Below are 20,946 nucleotides of genomic sequence, written 5' to 3'. Positions count from 1 at the left end.
CCGGGCCGAGGTCGCCGCAGCGGCCGCAGGCTCCGTGTCGTCCCGTTCAGAGGAGCAGGCGCTCGAGCACGCGCTCGTAGATGGCAGACAGCGGATCCAGGTCGCCGATGCGGATGTGCTCGTCGACCTTGTGGATTGACGCGCTGCTCGGACCGAATTCGACGATTTCGCCGGCGATGGCCGCGAGGAACCGCGCGTCCGAGGTGCCGCCGCCAGTGGACAGCACCGGCGTCACGCCGGTGATCTCGCCAATCACCTCGGAGACCACGCTCGTGAGCGTGCCTCGGCGCGTGAGGAACGGCGTGCCCGAGAGCGTCCACTCGAGGTCGTAGTCCAGCCCGTGCCGATCGAGCGTCTCCCGCACGCGGCCCTGCAGCGCTTCGGCGGTCGACGCCGGCGAGAATCGGAAATTGAAGAGCACGCTCATCGTGCCCGGCACCACGTTGGTCGCGCCGGTACCGGCGTGGACGTTCGAGATCTGGAAGCTGGTCGGCGGGAAGTCCTCGTCGCCGTGATCCCATTCGGCTGAGACGAGCTCCGCGATCGCCTCCGCTGCGAGATGAACAGGGTTCCGCCCGAGGTGCGGGTAGGCGATGTGGCACTGGACGCCGCGCACCGTGAGCGCGCCGCTGAGCGATCCTCGGCGGCCGTGCTTGATGGTGTCGCCCAGCCGCTCGGTCGACGACGGCTCGACCACGATGCAGTGATCGATGTGCTCGCGACGGGAGCGCAGCGCGTCCACCACGGCGGCGGTGCCGTCGACGGCGTCTCCCTCTTCGTCGGACGTCGTCAGGAGCGCGATCGAGCCGCCCGCGGCCCGATGCCGGCTGACGAAGCGCTCGATCGCGGTGACGGCCGCGGCAAGCGGCCCTTTCATGTCCGACGCGCCGCGCGCGTACAGCAGACCGTCGCGCTCGGTGGGCCGAAACGGCTCGCTGGTCCATCGATCCAGCGGGCCGGGCGGCACCACGTCGGTGTGGCCGGCGAAGCACACGAGCGGCCGGCCGGCGCCCCGGCGCGCCCAAAGATTGGTCACACCGCCGCGATCCAGCCGCTCGCAAGTGAAGCCGGCCGCCGCGAGCCGCGACGCGATCAGATCGGCGCAGCCGGCGTCGGCCGGCGTGATCGACGCCCGGCCGAGCAGGTCGATCGCGAGCGCGAGCGTATCTGCCGGCCGGCTCACGAGCGAAGCAGCTCGTTGATCGAGGTCTTGGCGCGCGTCTGGGCGTCGACGCGCTTGACGATGACGGCGCAGTACAGCGAGTGGCTGCCGTCAGGCGCGGGCAGGCTGCCGGGCACGACGACGGATCCCGACGGCACGCGGCCGTACGAGACCTGGCCGGTGGCGCGGTCGTAGATCTTCGTGCTCTGCCCGATGTACACGCCCATCGAGATCACCGAATGCGCTTCGACGACGACGCCTTCGACGATCTCGGAGCGGGCGCCGACGAAGCAGTGATCCTCGATGATGGTCGGCGTCGCCTGCAGCGGCTCGAGCACGCCGCCGATGCCGACGCCGCCCGACAGGTGCACCTGCTTGCCGATCTGCGCGCACGACCCGACCGTGGCCCACGTGTCCACCATCGTGCCCTCGTCGACGTACGCGCCGATGTTCACGTAGGAGGGCATGAGAATCGCGTTCGGCGCGACGAACGCGCCCCGGCGCGCCGCCGCGGGCGGCACGACGCGCACGCCGCCGGCGCGGAAGTCGGCCTCGGTCGATGCCGCGTACTTCGGGGGAACCTTGTCGAAGTACCGCGTCTCGCCGCCTTCCATGACGCGGTTGTCGTGCGTCCGGAAGTACAGCAGCACGGCTTTCTTGATCCACTGGTGGGTCACCCACGTGCCGTCGATCTTCTCGGCGACGCGAAGGCGGCCGGCGTCGAGGTCGGCGATCACCTGTTCGATCGCGCCGGCGAGCTGCCGATCGGCCGTCGCGGGCGAGAGCGTCGCGCGCGCGTCGAACGCGGCGTCGATCAGCGGCTCAAGCGCGTGTGTCTGCATAGCGGCTGTGCTCCGACTGCGCAAAAGTCACGATCCGGCGCGCCGCGTCGATGCAGTCGTCGACCGAGGCGACGAGCGCCATCCGCACGTAGCCGTCGCCCGGGTTGGTTCCGTGGGCATTGCGGCCCAGGTAGCGGCCCGGCAGAACGGCGACGTTCGTCGCGGCGAGCAGATCGCGCGAGAACCGATCGTCCGCGTCGCCCCAGGGGGCCGGGACGCGGGCCCAAAGGTAGAAGCCGGCATCCGGCCGCGTCACGCCCATCACCGGTTGCAGCATCGGCACGAGCGCGTCGAACTTCCGCCGGTAGAGCGCGCGGTTCTCGCGCACGTGTGCCTCGTCGCGCCACGCGGCCAGGCTGGCGTGCTGCACGGCCGGGCTCATCGCGCACCCATGATACGTACGGTAACGCAGGAACTCGCGCAGGATCGCGGCGTCTCCCGCGACGAACCCGGACCGCAGGCCGGGCACGTTCGATCGCTTGGAGAGGCTCGAGAACACCACGAGGCGGCGGAAGTCGCTGCGGCCGAGCCGGTGCGCGGCCTCGAGCCCACCGAGCGGCGGCCGGTCTTCGTCGAAGTAGATTTCCGAGTAGCACTCGTCGGAGGCGATGACGACGCCGTAGCGATCGGACAGCTCGAAGAGGGCCTGCCACTCGGGCAACGTGAGCACGCGGCCCGTCGGATTGCCCGGCGAGCAGACGTAGAAGAGCTGCACGCGCTGCCAGACGTCGGCCGACAGCGCATCGAGATCCAGGCCGAAGCCGTTCGCCGGCGTCTGGTCGAGGAAGACCGGCCGTGCGCCGGCGAGCAGGGCGGCGCCTTCGTAGATCTGATAGAACGGGTTCGGGCACGCGACGAGCGCGCCAGGGCCGCCGGCCGTCACGCACTGCCCGAACGCGAACAGCGCCTCACGCGACCCGTTCACCGGCAGCACCTCCGCGCCGGGATCGAGCCGGGCGAGGCCGTACCGCCGCACGCACCACTCGGCGATCGCCTCGCGCAGGCGGTCCATGCCGGCCGTCGTCGGGTAGATGGCCAGGCCGTCGAGATGCTCGACGAGCGCTGCCCGGATGAACGCGGGCGTCGCGTGTTGCGGTTCGCCGATCGACAGCCGGACGGGCGGCATGGCCGCCGGCGTCACGCCGTGCAGCAGGTCCCGGAGCTTCTCGAAAGGATACGGCTGGAGATCGTGCAGATTCGGATTCACGCGCGTGCGCCCCTGGGCGGAACGGTCAGCATACCCGAGCCGGGGCGCCGCGTGCAGGCCGTCGCGCCATGCTGAGGATCGGCGCGCACATGTCGGTGGCGGGCGGCGTCGCGAACGCCGTGGAACGCGCCGCCCTGCACGGCTGCGAGGCGCTGCAGATTTTCAGCAAGAACGCGAGCCAGTGGCGCGGGCGCCCGCTCGACGCCGCCGACGTCCGCCGCTTTCGCCGGCGCATCGACGAAACCGGGATTTCACCCGTCGTCTCCCATGCGAGCTATCTGATCAATCTCGCGACCGCGACGCCAGCGCTGCGCGAGCAGTCGATCGCCGCGCTCGTCGACGAGCTGGATCGCGCCGACACGCTCGGGCTCATGGGCGTCGTGCTCCATCCCGGCGCCTGCACGAGCGGCGCGGTCGACGCTGCACTCCGCCTCGTGGCGGACGCGATCCGATCCGCATTCGAGGCACGGCCGGCGCAGCGGGCCATGCTGCTGCTCGAGCACACGGCCGGCCAGGGACGCACGATCGGCCATCGGTTCGACGAGATTGGGACGATTCTGCAGCACCTGCAGGGTGACCCGCGCGTCGGCGTCTGTCTCGACACGTGCCATCTCTTGGCCGCCGGGTACGACATCCGATCGGCCGCCGGCTACGCCGAGACGTTCGAGGAGTTCGACCGCACGATCGGTCTGGCGCGGCTGCGCGCGCTCCACGCGAACGACTCCAAGACGCCGCTCGGCAGCCGTGTCGATCGCCACGCGCACATCGGCGAGGGCCACCTCGGCCTCGAGCCGTTTCGGCGGCTGCTCGGCGACGGCCGGCTCGCCGGGCGTCCGCTGCTGCTCGAGACGGCGAAGACGACGCGGTCCACGCCGCCGGGCGCCATCGTGCTCGACCCGCTGGACGTCAGGAATCTTGCGGCGTTGCGGGCGCTCCGAGCAGACGGTGCCTCGCCTGCCTGATGTCGCTCGTCACGTGCTCGAGCGCCTGCTGCACCTGATCGATCTGCTGGCAAACGTCCCGCTCGATCTGCAGGTACCGCTCTGTGACGTCGTTGCGCAGGCGGCGGAAGGTCGTGTCGAGCCTTCGCCGCATCACGTCGCCGCTCGCGGGCGCGTAGAACAGCGCAATCGTGGCGCCGATCGCGATGCCGATCATCAGGCCGGCCTCGAACTCGGCGTCGTCGGTTCCGTCGTCGAACATGGTCAACTCCTCGTGCCGCTGCTGCTCGCGGTGACGTGGCCGGCGGAACCGAGCCCGCGGAGGCGAGTGTTCTCGGCTGCGGCCGACGGGCTCAATCCGCGCGTCGATCCCGTCACGGTCACGTGCGTTCCGCGAAGGTAGAGCACAGAGGATGCCATCGGCGAAGGGGTGTCGGCGACGGACGGGGGCACGAGGAGAGCGGCCCTCACACGAGGCATGGCGCGCCCCCTCAGACAGATGGTGCACGACGATTCCCTACTCGCCCACCTTCCATGCCGTCCCGTCGCGCACCATTCGCAGGCGGTAGGCGACCACGATGCCGCGGTCGTGCCCTTCGACGTTGGCGATGACGGACCCGTCCGTCTGCGGCTCGAGCGACACGACGCGGCTGTCGGCCGGCATGTCGCGGCCGAGCTGATCGAAGGCCGCCCGCCCGTCAGCCGCGCGGTACGGCGCGCCGGCCGTGGCGGTCAACGTTGAGAGGAAGACGTCGAACTGACCCGCGCGAACCGCCGCCACGTGGCGCGCTGCCGCCTCGGCCGGAGGGCTGGCCAGCGCCGCGGCCAACTCTTCCGGCGTCGGCGGCCGCGGAATCGGCGCGGCGAACGTGACGTCGTACTGCCAGGTCAGGCCCATGAACGTCCGCGGCTCGCCAGCGGTCAGCCGTCCCGCGATGCGGCGCGGCTCGAGCGTGTCGCGCGTGAACACGTGCATCCCGGCGGCCGAGATCATGCCGTCCGCTTCGGGCACGTAGATGGACCCGCTGATCGGACGGCCGGCCGCATCGATCACGACCTCCACGATGTGGGCGCGCGCCTCGCGGGCGAGCTTCAGCAGCTCGAACGTATCGGCGCGGCTCGCGTCGTCGATCGGCCGGTCGCTGAAGAGCACGTGCACGTCTTCGGCGTTCCGATCGAAGAAGCCCGTCTGAGCCGACGCGTAGACGTGGCGGACCGGGACGACGACGCCGTTGAAGGTCATCGTCCCGGTCACGGTGCCTTCGCGCCCCGCGGCCTGGACCGCGAGCGCGAGCAGCAGGACTAGCGGAGAGACGATTTCCAGTCCTCCTTGTCGACCTTCCAGGCGGTGCCTTCGCGCACCATCGTGATCGTCCCGGTGGCCTTCTGACCCTCGTCCGTGCCTTCGACGCTCAGCGTCGCGGTGGCGCCCGAGCGCGTCTCTTTGAGGATCTTGACGTTCCGGTTCGTGTCGAACATCTTGATCATCTCGAACATCTTGCCGCGCTCACCGGCCGGCGTGCTCTCGATGTCCTTCCGTCGCGCCGCCGCCATGTAGGGCAGCAGATCCTCGACCTTCTTGGCCTTCTCGAACGCCGCACGGTACTCGAGATAGGCCTGCGACGCGGTCTTCTCCCCGGCGGCGGGCGCCTGCGCCGCACACACGATACCGGACACGACGAGCACGAGCGAGCTGGCGATCACCACGCGCAACCACGATTGCCGCATAAGGACTCCATTCTCCGGGTCATGACCACCACGGGCGGGGTGGTCCAAAGGAAGCACTATACGCCGACCTCGCGACGGGCACCGGATATTCGCCGCGACGCCACGTCCCGACACCGCCGGCCCCCGCGGTGCCGCGGAGGAGGCGAGCGCCCGGCGGCCGTCCGGCAGCCGGTTGCGCGTCCCGGCAGGTTGCGCGGCCGTCCGCCGCGGGGTACAAACGAAGTGTATGGGGACCAATACATCTACCGCGGGCGAGACGCAGGTGGTGCTGGACGCGATCCGCCGGATCGTGCAGGCGCTGCGCGAGTCGTCGCGCCGGGCCGAGCAGCACTCCGGGCTCAGCGGCGCACAGCTCTTCGTGTTGCAGAGGCTCGCCGATGCGCCGGCCTCGTCGGTGAACGAGCTGGCGGCCCGGACGCACACGCACCAGAGCAGCGTCTCGATGGTCGTCGCGCGGCTCGTCGACCAGGGGCTCGTGCGGCGAGCGCCCTCGGCCGTCGATGGCCGCGCCGTCGGGCTCGCGTTGACCGCGCGCGGCCGCCGCGCCGCGGAGGGCGCGCCCGACCTCGCGCAACAACGCTTGATTCAGGCGATCGGAAAGCTCACGCCGGCCCGCCGTCGCGCGCTCGCCGCCTCGCTCCGTGACGTCGCCGAAGGGCTGGCCGTACCGGAAGGCGCGCCGGCGATGTTCTTCGAGGACGGCCAGCGCCGCCGGGGCCCCGCGCGTGCATAGCCCTCGAACGGACGCCGTCGACGCCCTCGGCGACTTCACCGCGAGCCCTCGCCTGCTCCTCGTCGCGGCGCTCGCCGTCGGGATCGGCCTGGTGGGGGCCGTGCTCGCCAAGGCGCTGCTCACGCTGATCGCGATCGCGACGAACCTCTTCTTCTTCGGCCGGCTCTCGACGGCGTCCGTGTCGCCCGCCGACGCCCACCTTGGAGCGTCCGTCGTGGCGATTCCGGTGATCGGCGGCCTCGTCATCGGCCTGATGGCGAGGTACGGATCGGATCGCATCCGCGGGCACGGCATCCCGGAAGCGATCGAGGCGATCCTCATGAACGGCAGCCGCGTGCAGCCGAAGGTGGCGCTGCTCAAGCCGTTGTCGTCGGCGATCTCGATCGGATCCGGCGGGCCGTTCGGCGCCGAAGGGCCGATCATCATGACGGGCGGCGCGTTCGGCTCGGTCATCGCCCAGTGCTTCCACCTGACGAGCGCCGAGCGCAAGACGCTGCTCGTCGCGGGCGCGGCCGCCGGCATGTCGGCGACGTTCGCGTCGCCGGTCGCCGCCGTGCTGCTCGCCGTGGAACTGCTGCTCTTCGAGTGGAAGCCGCGCAGCTACGTGCCGGTCGCGCTCGCCAGCGCGACCGCCGCGACGGCGCGCCGCTGGCTGCTCGGCATGGGGCCGCTCTTCCCGGTGACGCCGCATCCCGCGTTCATCGGCCTCTCGGGACTCGGCGGCTGCGTGGTGGCCGGCCTGCTCGCCGGAGCGGCCGCGGCGGCGCTCACCGGCGCCGTGTACGCGGCGGAGGACGCCTTCGCCATGCTGCCGATCCACTGGATGTGGTGGCCGGCGATCGGCGGGCTGGCCATCGGCGCCGGCGGACTCCTCTTCCCGCAGGCGCTCGGCGTCGGCTACGAGACGATCGGCGCGCTCGTCCAGGGCGACGTGCCCGCTCGGACGATCCTCGGCATCCTCGTCGTCAAAGCGACGATCTGGTCCGTTTCGCTCGGATCCGGCACGTCGGGCGGCGTCCTCGCTCCGCTCTTGATGATCGGCGGCGCGCTCGGCGGTGTGGAAGCCTGGATGCTGCCCGACTTCGGCGCCGGTTTCTGGCCGCTCGTGAGCATGGGCGCGATCCTCGGCGGGACGATGCGCGCGCCGCTGACGGGCGTGGTGTTCTCGCTCGAGCTGACGCACGACGTGAACATGCTGCTGCCGCTGCTCGTCGCCGTCTCGATCGCGCACGCCTTCACGGTGCTGGCGCTCAAGCGATCGATCCTCACCGAGAAGATCGCGCGGCGCGGATACCACGTGAGCCGCGAGTACTCGCTCGATCCGCTCGAGATCCTCTTCGCGCGCGAAGTCATGCGCACCGGCATCGTCGCGCTGCCGATCGACGCGCCCATCGAACGGCTCACCGCGCCCGTCAAGGTGGACGCGCTCGGCGGGCCGCAGCGACTGTACCCGGTCGTCGCGGCCGATCGGTCGCTCGCCGGCGTCGTCACGCGCTTCGACCTCCACGACCTCGCCCGGCGCGCCGCGGCGGATCCGAGAGCGCGGCTCGAGCAGATCCTCCGGACGGCTCCAGCCGTCGCGTACCCGGACGAACCGCTGCGCGTCGTCGTCCACCGCATGGCTGACAGCGGGCTCACCCACTTCCCCGTCGTCGAGCGCGGCGACGCGCGCCGGCTGCTCGGCATGATCTCGCTCGAGGATCTGCTCAAAGCGCGGACGCTCCACCTGGAAGCGGAGCGGCGACGGGAACGCGTCGTACGCGTGCGCTTCGGCTTTCCCTTCGCCCTGCGCGGTGCGGCCGCGCGGGCCGAATCCGCCGGCGAAACGCCCGCCGGTCCGCGAGATGGCGCGGCCTGATGTCCTTCGACAATCCGCTGGGATCGACAGGCGTCCCGATCGCCGCGCCCCCGCTCGCCACCGCCCGGCCGGTCGAACGTGCTCCGTGGGATATACTGAACCGTCACCATCGACTGACGCCCGCCTGCGCTCCACAGCACCCCGTGGGGATGCGCGCCGACCGGCATCGCAGTTCGCCGGGTTCTTCGCGCCCCACCAATCCCGATGGCGCGTGAACGATCCGAAGCCTTCGGAGACCGTCAGCGTCTTCCAGGAGAGTCACGCATGACCTTCAACACACCCGGAATGGGCCGATTCGAGTTCGTCAAGATCGCGGCGCTTCGCACGGCCCAGCTCGTGCGCGGCTCCACGCCGCGCGTCGCGACGTGCCTCAAGCCGACGACTACGGCGCAGCGGGAAGTGGCGGCCGGCAAGATCTGCCGCGACCTTCCGGCGGCGATCGCGCCGTAAGCGGCCGCCAAGGTTCGCCGACGGGCCCGTCCGGCTCGCGCCGCGCGCCGCCGATGCGCACCACCGGCACCTCGCCACCGCGCTTCTGCCGGTAGACGAGTCGGTCCGACATCACACGGATCTCCCGTCACGCGCCCGTCGTGACGTGGTCGACGCTCGACCGGATCACCCGCGCGAGGTGTTCCGAGCTCGCGCGCTTCGCCGCGGCGGCGACGAGGCCGATGAGGAGCGCCGCGAGCACCGTCACGAGACGGCTGCGATAGATCCCGCTCTGCAGCGCCCAGCCCACGCCGAACACGACTGGACCGAAGACGAGGAACGGCAGCATCATCAGCGGCCGCTCGGCTTTGGGCGCCGCGCCGAACGGCAGCGCTTCGACGAGGAAGATCTGCAGCGCGAGGAGCAACGACGCGACGGCCAGTCCGTACGCGGTGAAGAGTGCGGCATCGATCGGTCCCCAATCCCGCGCGAAGTAGACGCCGCTTCCCACGAGCGGCATCGCGACACACGGCAGCCACAACGCCCAGTAGATGCCACGCGCGAAGGCCAGCAAGGCCGGCGCCGGTGCGGTGGCGAACACCCACGAGGCACGGAAGTGATCCGAGAAGGCGACGACCATGCACACCATCAGGCTGCAGAGCGACACGATCTCGGGCAGCAGGCCGGCCACGCGGAAGCCAGCCGGGACGAACGGCGATCCCTGCCGGCCGCTCATGACGACGGTCGGCACGAACATGAAGGCCACCAGCACGAGCGGCGCCGCGGCGCGCCGGAACTGCCAGTCTCGGCGCATCATCCGCAGGACGAACGCCATCCCGGCCTTCGTCGCCGGAACGCATGGCAGATGACGCCACGCGGCCGCAACCGCGCGCCGCATCGGCCCGCGTCGCCGGCTCGAGGTCCGCATCACCGCGACGATTCGCGAGAGATAGCCGGCCGAGAGCGAGCGGATGCCGAACCCGACGAACACCAGCACCCCTCCAACGCCGATCGCCAGCGGCCATCCCATCGACACAGGTGACGGACCGTGGCCGGCCATGGCGATCGCATGGAACCAGACCAGCGGCGAGAACGACCAGTCCTCGAGCGGCAGCGCGGCACCGAGCGCCGCGCTCCAGCGGCGCAGCGTCCTCTGCGCCAGGTTCGCCCCGACGGGCAGGAGCGTGGCGACGACCTGCATCCAGAGCCCGACGCTGCGCAGCCTCGACGCCGGCACGATGCGAAACAGCACGCCGAGCGTGGCGCACGCGATCAGCGCGAGGACGATCCCGCCCACATAGGCTGCGGCCAGGTGTGTCATCGGGTAGAACCAACGCGCCTCGGCTTTCACGAGGCCGGCCAGGGCCGCTGGGCCGTTCAGCGCGGTCTGGGCTCGAATCACGAGCTCGACGAGATACGCGAACTTTGCCGCGAAGTACGTGCGGCCGTCGATCGGCTGGGGCGCGAGCACGATCACTTCGGCCGGATTGAGGAAGGAGTTGAGCGCCTCCGGCACGAGCAGCAGGACCAGCATGATCGACGTGATCGACAGCGTGATCAGATCGTACGAGGCGAGCGTGCCTCCGCCGAACGCGATGAGCGGGAGCAGCGCGCCGGGCAGCACCAGCATGTACGTCGTCAGGCGAAGCGCGTGCGGATCCGTCGCGAGGCTCCCCAGCATCTCGCGGCGTTCGCCGAGCATTCGAAACAGCGCCATCAACTGGCGCCACTGCGCCGGCGACACGCCCGCTCTCGTCAGCAGCGCGTCCGTCATCGTCGACACGATGGTCATGGAGCGAGGCCGCTCATGATGCGTTCGACGCGCGGCGCGGCGCTCCCACGGTGCGTGATCTCCCGGAACACGTCCTCGAGCGTCCTGTCCGCCGCCTGCTGCTTCAGCGTGTCGGGACTGCCGTCCGCGACGACCACACCGCGGTCGATGATGACGACGCGCGTGCACACGCGCTCGACGACGTCGAGGACGTGGGAGCTGTAGCAGATCGTGCGGCCGCGGGCCGCGAGCGCGGCGAGCAGCGTCTTCACCAGCACCGCCGCGTCGACGTCGAGACCCGTCAACGGCTCGTCGAGCAGCACGATCGACGGATCGTGGAGCAGCGCGGCGGCGATCAGCACCTTCTGCCGCATGCCCTTTGAGTAGCTGCCCAAGGACGCGTGGCCGTGGCCGGCGAGATCGAAGGCATCGAGCGATGCCTCGATGCGGCTGGCCAAGAGGTCGTCGTCGAGATCGTGGAGCCGGCCGCAGAGCTCGAGGAACTCGACGGCACTCAGCGTTTCGTACAGCTCGGCGGCCTCGGGCACGTAGCCGACGCGACGCTTGAGTTCCACCGCGTCGCCGGGAAGACGCAGGCCGTCGACCTCGACCACGCCGGATCCCGGTTCCAGGATCCCCGTGAGGATTTTGATCGTCGTGGACTTCCCGGCTCCATTGGGGCCGAGCAGGCCGACGATCTCCCCGCGCGTGATGTCGAAGCTGACGCCGTGGAGCACTTCGGCGCGGCCGTAGCTGAATCGCAGGTCTTTGACCGACAGGACCGTCCCGGCCATGGTGGCAACCGGCGTCAGCTTACTGCCTCGCTTGCACGCGTCAATCACCCGGAAGAGTGACGATGCGCTCGCGCGCCGACGGACGCGCGGCCGATCGCGGCGCAGCCCAGCCTGTCCAGAGGTTCAAGAACCAGCGGCAGACCGCCGTCGTGCCTCGTCGTGGCGGGGCGGTCCCGAAACCGGCGCGGCCTTCAGCACGGTGAGCGCGAGGACGGCGAACCAGGACTGGTACGAGTACCAGAAGATTCGCTCCTTGACGCCGACCCACGGCGTCGGCAGGCCCTGTCCCACCCGTGCCGTGTCCATTGCGGACCAGGCGCCGAACGCCAGCGTCAGCATCACCGTCGCGATCGTGTACCAACGGAACCTGACGCCGAAGGCGGTCGCGGCGATGCCCATCGCGGTGAAGATCACGACCATCGCTGCCGCACCCTCCGCGAGATGGAGGGCGCCGGACAGCCCCTGCTCGACGCCTCGCAACTCCATCGACGCGAGCTGCCCAACCGTCAGCGCCATCACGCCGAGGGCGACGAGCAGGGTGCCGACGATCCGGAGGCGGCGATTCGGACCCGCCGCTCTCCGGATGCCGATGCCGAACGCCACGATCAGCGAGTAGACGCCGACGAGGAGCACGGCGAAGAGCAGCCTGGACGGAGCGCCCTTCGCGCCAAGCTCGCTGATCGTCTGGTCGCGGAAACTGTAGGCGTCCCACGACACGCCGGCGGCCAGGTCGGCGACGCCGTAGAGCAGCGGAGCGGCGATCCCGCTGATCAAGAGCGCCTTCGGCGGCCGGCCGGCGTCTCGTGCGGCCAACGACGGCGTGCGCGTCATCGGCGCCATGAGGGCAACGCCAGAACGCGCCGATGAGGACGGGCGACCGGCTCGCGCATCTGGCCGTCCGCACAGAGGAGCGCAGGCGTCAGCGTCGGCGACATCGGGTCGCGGCAATGACGAGCGCGCAGCTCTGGACGATCACCGACGCCTGCAGCTTCACGAACCGCGCTGTCGGCAGGAGAAACGTCAAGACGGTCAGATAGCAGAGCAGCGGCCAGACCCGGCCGCCGGCGGAGCTGCCATCCGATGCGGCGCCGAGCCACACGTAGGCCGGGACGAGAATCGTGGCGTCGTAGAGCAGCGCGTGTGGGCTCACCAGGAGCGTCGCCAGCAGCACGACGCCGAGGCTCGCTCCGGGTTCGCGACGACGCCAGCATCGGACCGCCAAGCCAATCGCGACGGCGCTGACCGCGATCTGAGCGGGCCAGCCCATCCAGGCCGGCAGCAGGCTCGTGACGGCGCGGAGCGAGTGCACTTGCGCAGGGTGCGATTCCAGTTGCGACAGCACCACCGACGGATCGCCGAAGGCGTGCGCGTACCGCTCGAACACGCCGGTGCCGAATACGGCAGCGGCCAGCGCGGCTTGCGCCGCGATCGAGACCAGCGCGCCGGCGAGGATGACGAGCTCTCCGCGCAGCAGCAGCACGAACGCCAGCACGACGCCGAACTGCGGTTTGACCGCCAGGAGACCGAACGCCAGGCCAGCAAGGAACGGCCGTGACGCGACGAGCGCGCGCCAGCCCAGCACGAAGGCTCCCAGCACGAGCGCCGTGGTCTGGCCCGTCACCAGCAGGTTGACGAATGGCGGGAAGCCGGCCGCGGCCATCGCGACCAGAACGGCGTCCGGCAGAGCCGCCCTGACTCGACGCCACGCGGCGCGCACTGCCCACGCGTAGACCGAGAGGGTCGTCAGGCTCCACGTGAGCAGCGCGAGTCCATACGGCAGCGTGGCGAGCGGTGCGAAGATCAACGACGTCTGCGGCGGGTAGACGGACGGATACCAGACGTCGGCCGACTCCGGCACGAGATCGACCTGCAGGCGATGAAGACGCTCCGCGTCGTACACGCGATCGGCGTCGCGCGTGAGGGCCGCTGCGCCCAGCGCGTAGAAGTGGACGAAGTCCGCTCCCTTGAGGTACCCGAAGAGATCCCTGCGCCCGGGAGTGGCGGCGAAGAGCACGACGACCAGCACGGCCGATACACACGCGAGAATCGTCGCGTGGTGCCTGGCCTCCCTGGCGCTGACGCGGAACATGCTCGTGGGCCGTCCACGCCGAGTGACTCCGGCCTGCCGGTCGGCGCATTCCGGCTCGGGGCGTTGCTCGTCCTGCAAGTGCCGCCAATGTTCTCACGCCTCGCATCTGGCGATCCGGGCGCGCCGCTCGGGCCATCGGTGCCGGTTCAACGTGGACGGGCCTCATCCCGCGGCGAGGCCGGCGGCGCGTCGAAGTACCCCTTGCGCGCGCGCACCTCGGCCGCGCGCTCTCGCGGCACCGACACGTCGAGCCGGTGCCAGCCTCCCGCCGCGGTGCCGGCCGGCGTGTAGCGCAGCACGTAGCTCGTGCGGAAGTCCTCGAGAGCGCGCACGAACGACGCGCCGAGATCCTGGTCGCGCTGCACGACCGCCACGATGCCGCCGGTCGCGTCCGCGAGATGCTGGAGCAGCGGCAGGTTCGCCGGCGGCTGTGGCGCGCGCGCCGTGCCGTCCGTCACGCCGACGATGAACACGGCGACCCCGCTGCGCGATGCGACGTCGATGAGCTCCGCTTCATCGAGAAAGCTCCCCTGATCGCGCCCCTCGGTGAAGACGATCGTCATGCGCCGCCTTGCCGGATCCAGCGGCTTGACCAGCGCCGCCGCGATCGCGTCGAACAACCGCGCGGGGCTCGACGCGGTCCACGTCGAGTCCACGGTGATTTGCAGCCCGCGCGCGCTGACGTCCACCTCGCGAATCCGCTGGTCGAACACGACGAGGCTGGCGTGATCGTCGGGATGCAGCCGGCCCAAAACGTCGCCGATCGATCGTCGAAGCGCATCGAGTGCCGACCCGTCGGCCGTGGCGCTCAGATCGGCGACGACCGTCAGATCGATCGGCAGCGTCTCCTGGCTGACGTCGACGAGCGTCTGCGGCACGCCGTTGTCGGCCAGGTGGAAATCAGCCGCCGCGAGTCCCATGACGGGCCGCCCGTTGCGGCTGACCGACACGTCGACGACGACGGTCTTGGCGGTGGCACGGAAGACAGGGGCCTGCGGCGCGGCGACGGCGACGGCGACAATCATCGGCAACGACACCAGCGGCCATGCGCGCACGATCATGGCCGCCCGTGCCGCAGATCGGCGATCCACGCGGGCAGGAACCGGCTGTCGGCGGTCCAGTACGTCGTCCATGGATCCGGTTCCGCCGTCATCGTGCGGGCGATGGCGGCCCAACGCTCGGCGCCCTCGCGGTCACCGAGCCGCAGCCTGATCGACGCCAACGCCACGGCGGCCGTCTGCGCCCCAGGAGCGAGACGCGCCGCCTGCTCGTACGCGGCCGCGGCATCATCGAGCCGGTTCAACGCGGCGAGCGTGCGGCCGCGCAGCAGGTCGCGCCACGAGGCGACGAGCGGATCGGCGGCCGGATGGCCGTCGAGGATCGCGAGCGCCTCGGCGTAGTGCCCGAGGCGGTACGAAACGAAGGCGCGCCTCACGGCGATCTCGTCGCGCGTCGCGGCATCCGGTGTGCCGACCAACGCCGCAACGTCGAGCAGGTCGAGGACGTCCTGGAGCCGCCTCCGCTCCTCGCGCGCCTCGGGGGTCGCGACCCAGGACCAGGGCGCGCCGGCGGCACTCGCCCGCCGCGCGGACGTGGCCGGCAACGTCAGTCGTTCGCGCGCCGCCGCGCGGGCCAGCGACAGCCGGCTGTCGACGAGCCGCGCCGCCGTCGGCGGCCGCCCATCGGTGGCCACGCGATCCGCGATGGCCTCGAGATAGGCCTCGACTTCGCGGGGCGCGTCCACCGACGCGAGCACGGCCACCGCGCTGCGATGGAACAGCATCTCGAATCGGTCGTCCTCCGGATTGCGGCCCGGAGGATCGGGACGGGACGTGACGATCTCGCGCGCCGACGTCACGAAGCCGAGCGGGTTCGGCCAGTGCCGGGCGATCGCCGCGATCGAGAGCTCGAGCGCGAAGGCCGCGCGACGAGGCGTCCAGTCCTGCCGCCACCGCGCCAGGCCACGCATCACGTCCGGCCGAATCCGCTCGAAGTCCTCCCGCGTGCGCAGCCGTTCTCCGATGACGGAGCTCTGACCGGCGGCATACGCCGCGTAGATCTCGTCGAGCGCGGTGACGCGCGGCGGACCATCGCTGGGGGGAACCGGGTCCCAGATCGATCCGCGCTCTCTTGGCCGCTCGCTCGGCGTCGGCGGAACGGGATCCCAGATCGAGGCACGCGCCGGCGGAGGCGCCGCGGCGGCGGCCGCCGCCGGGCCCGCCGGTGCCCGTTGCGGCACCACGACCCACGCCCGCGCGCGCACGACCGCGCCGCGCGGCAGGCCTTTGACCTTCACGGTCAGATGGCGCGGCTCGCCATCGCGATCGGCATCGGCCGGCTCCACGCCCAGCAGGTAGTGGGCGGACGTCTCCGACAGAATCCGCGCGAAGAACGGCTCGCCACCGCCTTGGACCAGCGTGAACACCCGGCCGCCGGATGGTCCGGCGATCTGGTCGAGCGGCCGCGCGAGGATGCCACTGTCGCGCTGCGGGTTGTCGATGGGCCGCCGGCGCGCACCGCTGGCAGCGGCCGCGAGGTCGGTGCGCTGCCGGTCGACGTACAGCGCGTAGATCGTGGCATCCGCGCGCGCGGCTTCCCTGCCGACCAAGAGGCCAAGGTCGCCCAGCTCCGGCCGGCCGCCGGGGACGTCGGTCTGGAGGATGCCGTCGCTGATCAGGACGACGGTCTTCGGCCCCGGCTGCGTGGCGAGCCTGCCGAGCAGGCCGCGCAGCGCGCCGATGCGCTGGAGCGCCAGACCTTCTTCGTACACCGCCAGCTTCTCGGCTTCGGCGACCAGGACCAGCTTGCACTGCTCCGGATCGCGATCGAACGCGCACACCTGGTTCACGATCCGGCCGAGGGTCGTGTTCGCCGGCGGATTGCGGATCGACACCGACGGCTCGCGCTGCCGCGCACCGGTGATGTCGGCGAGCTGGGACGGCAGCAGTTGATACGGATTGCCGATCCCGAGCGGCGCGTCGCCGATCCCTGCCGTGCGCTCGAGCGCCTTCGCGACCGCGCGGCGGTCGATCGTGGGATCGAGGCCCGCACCTCCCGGAAACGTGAACACGCCGACGCGATCGGCCGGCGGCAGCGCGCCGACGAACTCACGCGCGGCGGCGAGCACGGTGCCGATCGCATCGGACCGCAGGCTCATGACGTCGAGCGCAATCACGAACGTCCGCCCATCCTGCGTCACCGCCGGTGCGGGCGGTGCCACACCGCCCGGCGGCGTCGCGACGGCGCCGTTCGACGCGCCGGCTGTCGCCGCGCGAGGCGCGCCGACGAAGTCGGCCGTGACGAGCCGACGCCGGCGGCCGTTGATCGAGACGTCGAACGCGTCCGGCGCGAGACCGAGCACCGGCTCACCGGCGGCCGTTACCACGCGAACGTCCACCGCGACGAGATCGGCCGCGGCGCGAAAGACGGGCGCCTGTCGCGCGCGCGGCAGGGCCGGCATCGCGCAGATCGCGACGGCCATCGCGGAGGCGAGCTTCAGACGCCGGACGCTCACGATCGCCGCCTCATCGTGTCGGGATGCCCCGATTCTATCGCGCGGCGCACGCGGCCGCCGGCCGTCTACCGGCGGAACGGATCGGAGAATCGCGGATCGGCCAAAAGCGCCTGGTCGGTCAACGACTGGAGAAATGCGATGAGGTCCCGGCGGGCTTCGGCGGTCAGGACGAACCCTCGCACGGCCTCGGCCTTGTTCGGGTTGTCGTGACCGATGCCTCGGGACGGACCATTGGAGATGGTTCGCCCGCCGGCGGCGTAGTGATCCAGCACCTCGTCGAGCGTCGCCACGCTGCCATCGTGCATGTAGGGTGCGGTCACGGCGATGTTGCGCAGCGTGGGCGCCTTGAACCTGCCGACGTCGCCCGGCCGTTTCGTGATCTCGTAGGTGCCGAGGTTCTCCGGCGGATAGGAAAACGCGCCGGCGAGGTTGTAGAGGCCGGTGTTGTGGAACGTCGTCGGCTCCCGCGCCGGCCCGCGCCCCATGGCATCGGAGAAGTGCACGCCGCCGTGGCACGTGAAGCAGGAGAACGGACGACTGTGGAAGAGAATCTCGCCGCGCTTGGCCGACTCGGAGATCGCCGACTCGTCGCGATCGAAATGGTAGCGATCGTACGGCGAGCGCGCGGAGACGATGGCGCGCTCGAAGGCGGCGATCGACTTGACGACACGATCCCTGGTGATCGATGCCGGTTCGCCGGGGAACGCTGCCGCGAACATCTCCCGATAGCGCTCGTCGGCGCGAAGCGGCTCCAGCCACCGGTCGGCGGGATCCAGGCCGAGCTCCACGGGGTGCTCGCCGAACATCGGCACGAGCGCCTGATCCTCGAGGCGCGTCACGCTGGGATTGGCCCACGTCAGCACGCGCGCGTACGCGACGTTGACCAGGCTCATGCTGCCGCGCGGATGCTCCTGGCCGGTCGACCCGACACCGCGCGGCCGGCCGTCGGCGAACGCCCGGGCCTGGTCGTGGCACGTCGCGCACGACTGCGTGCCGTTTCCCGACAGCCGCCCGTCGTAGAACAGATGACGGCCCAACGCGACTTTGGCCTCCGACATCGGGTTGTCGGCAGGCACGTCGGGCGGCGAGAATCCCGCCGGCAGCGTCCACCCGTACTCCGGCGCGGCGAGCGGCCTCGCACCGTTCGCCAGCGCTGCGGCCAGCAGCGCGACCGTGACGACCAACGACGTGCGCCGCACGATCACTTCTTCAATCGCACGACGTCGATCCGCTGCAGCATGCGAACGGATCGCGCCTCGCGCGCGTCCTTCGGCGCGACGATCCGCACCGGCCCCTGATAGGCGAAGAGCGGCTTCCCGTCGACCGTGTCGGCGACGATGACGTCGTTGTGCGTGAACGCGGGATCGACCTCAGCCAGCGAGAAGACGGCGCGATAGCCGTCCGACGCGCTGGCCACGATGTAGCTCGCCACCGCGTCGCCGCGCAGATCCGCGCCGAGCGGCACGCCGGCCCGCGCGAGGAGCTCGGCGAGCAGCACCCCTTCGTAGCGCAGCGTACGGCCGTCCCCCTGCACTTCCACCGTGGTCCGCGGCAGGGTCTTGAGGGCGTCGACGCCGAGCGTGAGCGGCGTCGCGACGTCTCCGCCGATGCTCAGCGTCCGATCGGGCGCCTGGGCCAGCGGCCACGCCGGCACCACGAGCGCCAGCAGCAGGACGGCGGCGACATCCCGAGCGAAATGCGATCGAGTCATGAGTCTCCTCAGAAGCGCACGCGCGTGCGCAGATAGAACGTGCGCCCGGGCTGCGGATAGCCCCAGGCGAGCTCGTAGTAGTCGTCGAGCAGGTTCTTGAAGCCGCCGCTGATCTCGACGCCCGACGGCAAGGCGTACGTGACGTCGAGGTTCGCCAGCGTGTGCGCGCCGGTCTTGACGTACGGAAACGCCGGCGCCGGGTTGACGTCGCTCCATCGATCGTCCGCGGCCTCGACGCTGGGCGTGAAACGCAGCGCCGCGACGGGCTGCCAGGACGCGTAGACGAACGCGCGGTTGCCCGGCACGCCGGTCGGCCGCAGGTTCGGCTGCAAGGCGTCGCGAACGACGCGCCGGATCGCCGTGTAGTGGCCGCCGATCCGCAGGACCGTTCCCACCGGCGCCTCGGCCGACAGCTCGATGCCGCGGAAATCGCCCGTCCCGACGTTCTGCGTCTGCGTCGTCGTGTCGGCGAGCACCACCGTCTGGATCAGGTCGCGGACGTCGCTGTAGAAGCCCGTCGCCGACAGCCGCGCGCCGCCGAACGTCCTGGACCATCCCAGCTCGACGTTCGTCGCCCGTTCCGGGCCGAGATCCGGGTTGGGCGTCGCCGTGCCGAATCGGGTGCTGTACAGCTCGAAGAGCATCGGGAACCGCGCGCGATCCGAGACGCTCGCGTGCCACTCGCCGCTCGGCGCGTGACGCCAGACGACGGCCGCCTGCCAGTTGAGCGCGTCCGAGCCGCCGAGCGGATAGGTGAAGATGCCTCGGGCGGCGTTGAAGTCTTCCGCCTTCGTCACATCGTAGCGGTCGTAGCTCACGCCGGCCGTCAGATCGACGGTCTTCGACACCCGAACCGTGTCCTCGAAGGCGACCGACCAGGTGTTCTGCGCCTGCTCCTGCACGGGCTCGGCCGAGGCCAAGGTGGGATGCGTCGGACGCGACGTCTGATCCTCACCGTGCACGTCGGTCCGATAGTGCACGGCGGCTTTGAGCGTGTTGATCGCGGCCGCCGTCGCGCCGAACTCGATCGACGTGCCGTAGGCGTGATCGTCGTAGGTGCTCCGAAAGCGCCCGGCCGCCGACTGCGTCGTGTACGTCACGTCGTCGAACGCGTCGAGGACGTTCTGGAAGATGTTGTAGTACGCCTTCGCCTTCACGTACGAGGTGCCGGTGAGCTGGGTCGTCGTCAGCAGCGCCACGGTCTGCACGTCCCACTGCGGCCAGCGCCAGTAGCTGTTGGGAGGCACCGGGGGATTGTTGTAGACGTTGAGCGGCGCGCCCTTCTCGCCGGCCTGCCGCGTGTAGTTGATCGCGTACTCGTTGGCGGCCGTGGGCGTGTAGGCCGCCTTGACGTTGACGCGCCAGTCGCGGGAGTCCGAGCCGATGCGGGCGCCAGCCGGCTGCAGCGACGTGGCGGTCGGGCGGTAGTCGTGCGACAGCGACCATGAATCCCGATCGGAGACCGCGACGCCGCTCTGCAGGTAGTAGCGCCGCTGGCGCGTACCGACCGTCGCATAGGCGTTCCAGCCCTCCACGTCGCGGCCGCCAGCCGACACACCGCCCTCGCCTTCGAAGGCCCGGCTCGGCTTCGCGGTCACGAGGTTGATGGCGCCGCCCATCGCGCCGGGACCGTCGAGCACCGACGCGTAGCCCTTCTGAATCTGGATCGCGGCCACGTCAGCCGTCAGGAACCGCGCGAAGTCGAGCCGGTTGTCCGCAGGCAGGTAGATGCGCACGCCGTCGATCATCAGCGGCACCTGCCATCGGCCGAATCCGCGCACGAAGATGTCGGACTCGTTGCGGCGGCCGTTCGCGTCGAAGGTGCTGACGACGCCAGGCACGAGGTTGACGGCCTGATCGATGCTGTTGCGCTCGTACGTCCAGATCTGGTCGTGCGTCAGCACCTCGCCGCCGACGCCCGGCGTTCCCAGCTCGGTGCCGAGGACGTGCACGATCTCCCCGAGCCGGAACGTGCTGGCGTCCTGCGCTGGAGGCGGGGGCGCCGGCTTCTCTCGATCGCTCTCGGCCGCGGGCTTCTGAGCCGGCTGCGGTGCCGCCTGCCCCTGCGCGTGCAGCGTGCCGGCCGAGAGCCCGATCGCTGCGATCGCCGCTCCGTACAGGCAGGCTCTTCTCATCCGTTTGTCAAGATCCATTCGCATGTCAGCTC

19 protein-coding genes are annotated in these 20,946 nt (G+C 70.7%); 4 read left to right on the top strand and 15 right to left on the bottom strand.

Going from position 1 to position 20,946, the window contains the following annotated elements; genetic code table 11:
- Nucleotides 1-46: 46 nt before the first annotated feature.
- Genes dapE through IT184_14180 form a run of 3 tightly spaced genes read right to left on the bottom strand, consistent with a single transcriptional unit; the run spans nt 47 to nt 3,211 of the window.
- On the bottom strand, nt 47-1,183 hold the full coding sequence (dapE, locus tag IT184_14190) for a succinyl-diaminopimelate desuccinylase (GenBank protein MCC7009952.1): 1,137 nt from the start codon (nt 1,181-1,183) through the stop codon (nt 47-49).
- Nucleotides 1,180-2,004 (bottom strand): 2,3,4,5-tetrahydropyridine-2,6-dicarboxylate N-succinyltransferase, encoded by an 825-nt coding sequence (gene dapD / locus IT184_14185; GenBank protein MCC7009951.1) that lies wholly within the window; start codon nt 2,002-2,004, stop codon nt 1,180-1,182. The genes dapE and dapD overlap by 4 nt, the downstream gene beginning before the upstream one ends.
- Complete coding sequence (locus tag IT184_14180; protein MCC7009950.1) at nt 1,985-3,211, bottom strand: succinyldiaminopimelate transaminase; 1,227 nt, start codon at nt 3,209-3,211, stop codon at nt 1,985-1,987. Before IT184_14180 ends, dapD begins: the two co-directional genes overlap by 20 nt.
- A 68-nt stretch (nt 3,212-3,279) precedes the next feature.
- Here IT184_14180 and IT184_14175 point away from each other — a divergent pair, with 68 nt between their 5' ends.
- On the top strand, nt 3,280-4,173 hold the full coding sequence (locus IT184_14175) for a deoxyribonuclease IV (GenBank protein MCC7009949.1): 894 nt from the start codon (nt 3,280-3,282) through the stop codon (nt 4,171-4,173).
- Here IT184_14175 and IT184_14170 read toward each other — a convergent pair.
- From IT184_14170 to IT184_14160, 3 genes are all read right to left on the bottom strand, one after another.
- Entirely contained in the window at nt 4,118-4,414 is a 297-nt protein-coding gene (locus tag IT184_14170; protein ID MCC7009948.1) for a YtxH domain-containing protein, read from the bottom strand. The two genes, IT184_14175 and IT184_14170, sit on opposite strands and share 56 nt — an antisense overlap.
- Nucleotides 4,415-4,669: 255 nt before the next feature.
- Nucleotides 4,670-5,407: a hypothetical protein gene (locus IT184_14165; protein ID MCC7009947.1), complete on the bottom strand. Its 738-nt coding sequence runs from the start codon at nt 5,405-5,407 to the stop codon at nt 4,670-4,672.
- Nucleotides 5,408-5,454: 47 nt separating this feature from the next.
- Nucleotides 5,455-5,880 carry a DUF4878 domain-containing protein gene (locus IT184_14160; GenBank protein MCC7009946.1) on the bottom strand — a complete coding sequence of 142 codons (426 nt, stop codon included), beginning with the start codon at nt 5,878-5,880 and terminating at the stop codon, nt 5,455-5,457.
- 268 nt (nt 5,881-6,148) lie between these two features.
- On the opposite strand from IT184_14160, the gene IT184_14155 reads away from it, so the two are divergent.
- The 3 genes from IT184_14155 to IT184_14145 all read left to right on the top strand — a co-directional run bounded on the left by IT184_14155 (nt 6,149) and on the right by IT184_14145 (nt 8,921).
- Nucleotides 6,149-6,613, top strand: a complete 465-nt coding sequence (locus IT184_14155; protein MCC7009945.1) for a winged helix-turn-helix transcriptional regulator — start codon at nt 6,149-6,151, stop codon at nt 6,611-6,613.
- Complete coding sequence (locus IT184_14150) at nt 6,606-8,471, top strand: chloride channel protein (protein ID MCC7009944.1); 1,866 nt, start codon at nt 6,606-6,608, stop codon at nt 8,469-8,471. Before IT184_14155 ends, IT184_14150 begins: the two co-directional genes overlap by 8 nt.
- A 264-nt stretch (nt 8,472-8,735) precedes the next feature.
- A complete protein-coding gene (locus IT184_14145) occupies nt 8,736-8,921 on the top strand; it encodes a DNA-directed RNA polymerase subunit omega (GenBank protein ID MCC7009943.1) in 186 nt (61 codons plus the stop codon).
- 127 nt (nt 8,922-9,048) lie between these two features.
- Here the strand turns inward: IT184_14145 and IT184_14140 are convergent, their stop codons facing one another.
- The 9 genes from IT184_14140 to IT184_14100 form a co-directional block, all read right to left on the bottom strand.
- A complete protein-coding gene (locus IT184_14140; GenBank protein ID MCC7009942.1) occupies nt 9,049-10,692 on the bottom strand; it encodes a hypothetical protein in 1,644 nt (547 codons plus the stop codon).
- Entirely contained in the window at nt 10,689-11,465 is a 777-nt protein-coding gene (locus IT184_14135; protein ID MCC7009941.1) for an ABC transporter ATP-binding protein, read from the bottom strand. The genes IT184_14140 and IT184_14135 overlap by 4 nt, the downstream gene beginning before the upstream one ends.
- Before the next feature lie 123 nt (nt 11,466-11,588).
- On the bottom strand, nt 11,589-12,296 hold the full coding sequence (locus IT184_14130; GenBank protein ID MCC7009940.1) for a DUF998 domain-containing protein: 708 nt from the start codon (nt 12,294-12,296) through the stop codon (nt 11,589-11,591).
- Nucleotides 12,297-12,384: 88 nt separating this feature from the next.
- The gene (locus tag IT184_14125; GenBank protein MCC7009939.1) at nt 12,385-13,554 is read right to left on the bottom strand and encodes a DUF2029 domain-containing protein; all 1,170 of its coding nucleotides are present in this window, start codon (nt 13,552-13,554) and stop codon (nt 12,385-12,387) included.
- Nucleotides 13,555-13,700: 146 nt separating this feature from the next.
- Nucleotides 13,701-14,645: a VWA domain-containing protein gene (locus IT184_14120; protein ID MCC7009938.1), complete on the bottom strand. Its 945-nt coding sequence runs from the start codon at nt 14,643-14,645 to the stop codon at nt 13,701-13,703.
- Complete coding sequence (locus tag IT184_14115; GenBank protein ID MCC7009937.1) at nt 14,612-17,068, bottom strand: VWA domain-containing protein; 2,457 nt, start codon at nt 17,066-17,068, stop codon at nt 14,612-14,614. Before IT184_14115 ends, IT184_14120 begins: the two co-directional genes overlap by 34 nt.
- Before the next feature lie 65 nt (nt 17,069-17,133).
- On the bottom strand, nt 17,134-18,267 hold the full coding sequence (locus IT184_14110; GenBank protein MCC7009936.1) for a di-heme enzyme: 1,134 nt from the start codon (nt 18,265-18,267) through the stop codon (nt 17,134-17,136).
- A 2-nt stretch (nt 18,268-18,269) separates the two neighbouring features.
- Nucleotides 18,270-18,779 (bottom strand): molybdopterin-dependent oxidoreductase, encoded by a 510-nt coding sequence (locus tag IT184_14105; protein ID MCC7009935.1) that lies wholly within the window; start codon nt 18,777-18,779, stop codon nt 18,270-18,272.
- An 8-nt stretch (nt 18,780-18,787) separates the two neighbouring features.
- Nucleotides 18,788-20,914 carry a TonB-dependent receptor gene (locus tag IT184_14100; GenBank protein MCC7009934.1) on the bottom strand — a complete coding sequence of 709 codons (2,127 nt, stop codon included), beginning with the start codon at nt 20,912-20,914 and terminating at the stop codon, nt 18,788-18,790.
- Nucleotides 20,915-20,946: the final 32 nt, after the last annotated feature.

It is taken from the genome of Acidobacteriota bacterium, assembly GCA_020853395.1.
In the GTDB taxonomy this organism is placed as follows: domain Bacteria; phylum Acidobacteriota; class Vicinamibacteria; order Vicinamibacterales; family SCN-69-37; genus JADYYY01.
The sequence above is the reverse complement of the archived record's forward strand: the minus strand, read 5'-3'. Positions and strand labels throughout refer to the sequence as shown.

Coding starts and splice junctions, on each gene's coding strand:
- IT184_14145 (MCC7009943.1), top strand. CDS start 8,736: ATGACCTTCAACACACCCGGAATGGGCCGATTCGAGTTCGTCAAGATC.
- dapD (MCC7009951.1), bottom strand. CDS start 2,004: ATGCAGACACACGCGCTTGAGCCGCTGATCGACGCCGCGTTCGACGCG.
- IT184_14175 (MCC7009949.1), top strand. CDS start 3,280: ATGCTGAGGATCGGCGCGCACATGTCGGTGGCGGGCGGCGTCGCGAAC.
- IT184_14170 (MCC7009948.1), bottom strand. CDS start 4,414: ATGTTCGACGACGGAACCGACGACGCCGAGTTCGAGGCCGGCCTGATG.
- IT184_14100 (MCC7009934.1), bottom strand. CDS start 20,914: ATGAGAAGAGCCTGCCTGTACGGAGCGGCGATCGCAGCGATCGGGCTC.
- IT184_14140 (MCC7009942.1), bottom strand. CDS start 10,692: ATGACCATCGTGTCGACGATGACGGACGCGCTGCTGACGAGAGCGGGC.
- IT184_14130 (MCC7009940.1), bottom strand. CDS start 12,296: ATGACGCGCACGCCGTCGTTGGCCGCACGAGACGCCGGCCGGCCGCCG.
- IT184_14160 (MCC7009946.1), bottom strand. CDS start 5,880: ATGCGGCAATCGTGGTTGCGCGTGGTGATCGCCAGCTCGCTCGTGCTC.
- IT184_14105 (MCC7009935.1), bottom strand. CDS start 18,779: ATGACTCGATCGCATTTCGCTCGGGATGTCGCCGCCGTCCTGCTGCTG.
- IT184_14125 (MCC7009939.1), bottom strand. CDS start 13,554: ATGTTCCGCGTCAGCGCCAGGGAGGCCAGGCACCACGCGACGATTCTC.
- IT184_14135 (MCC7009941.1), bottom strand. CDS start 11,465: ATGGCCGGGACGGTCCTGTCGGTCAAAGACCTGCGATTCAGCTACGGC.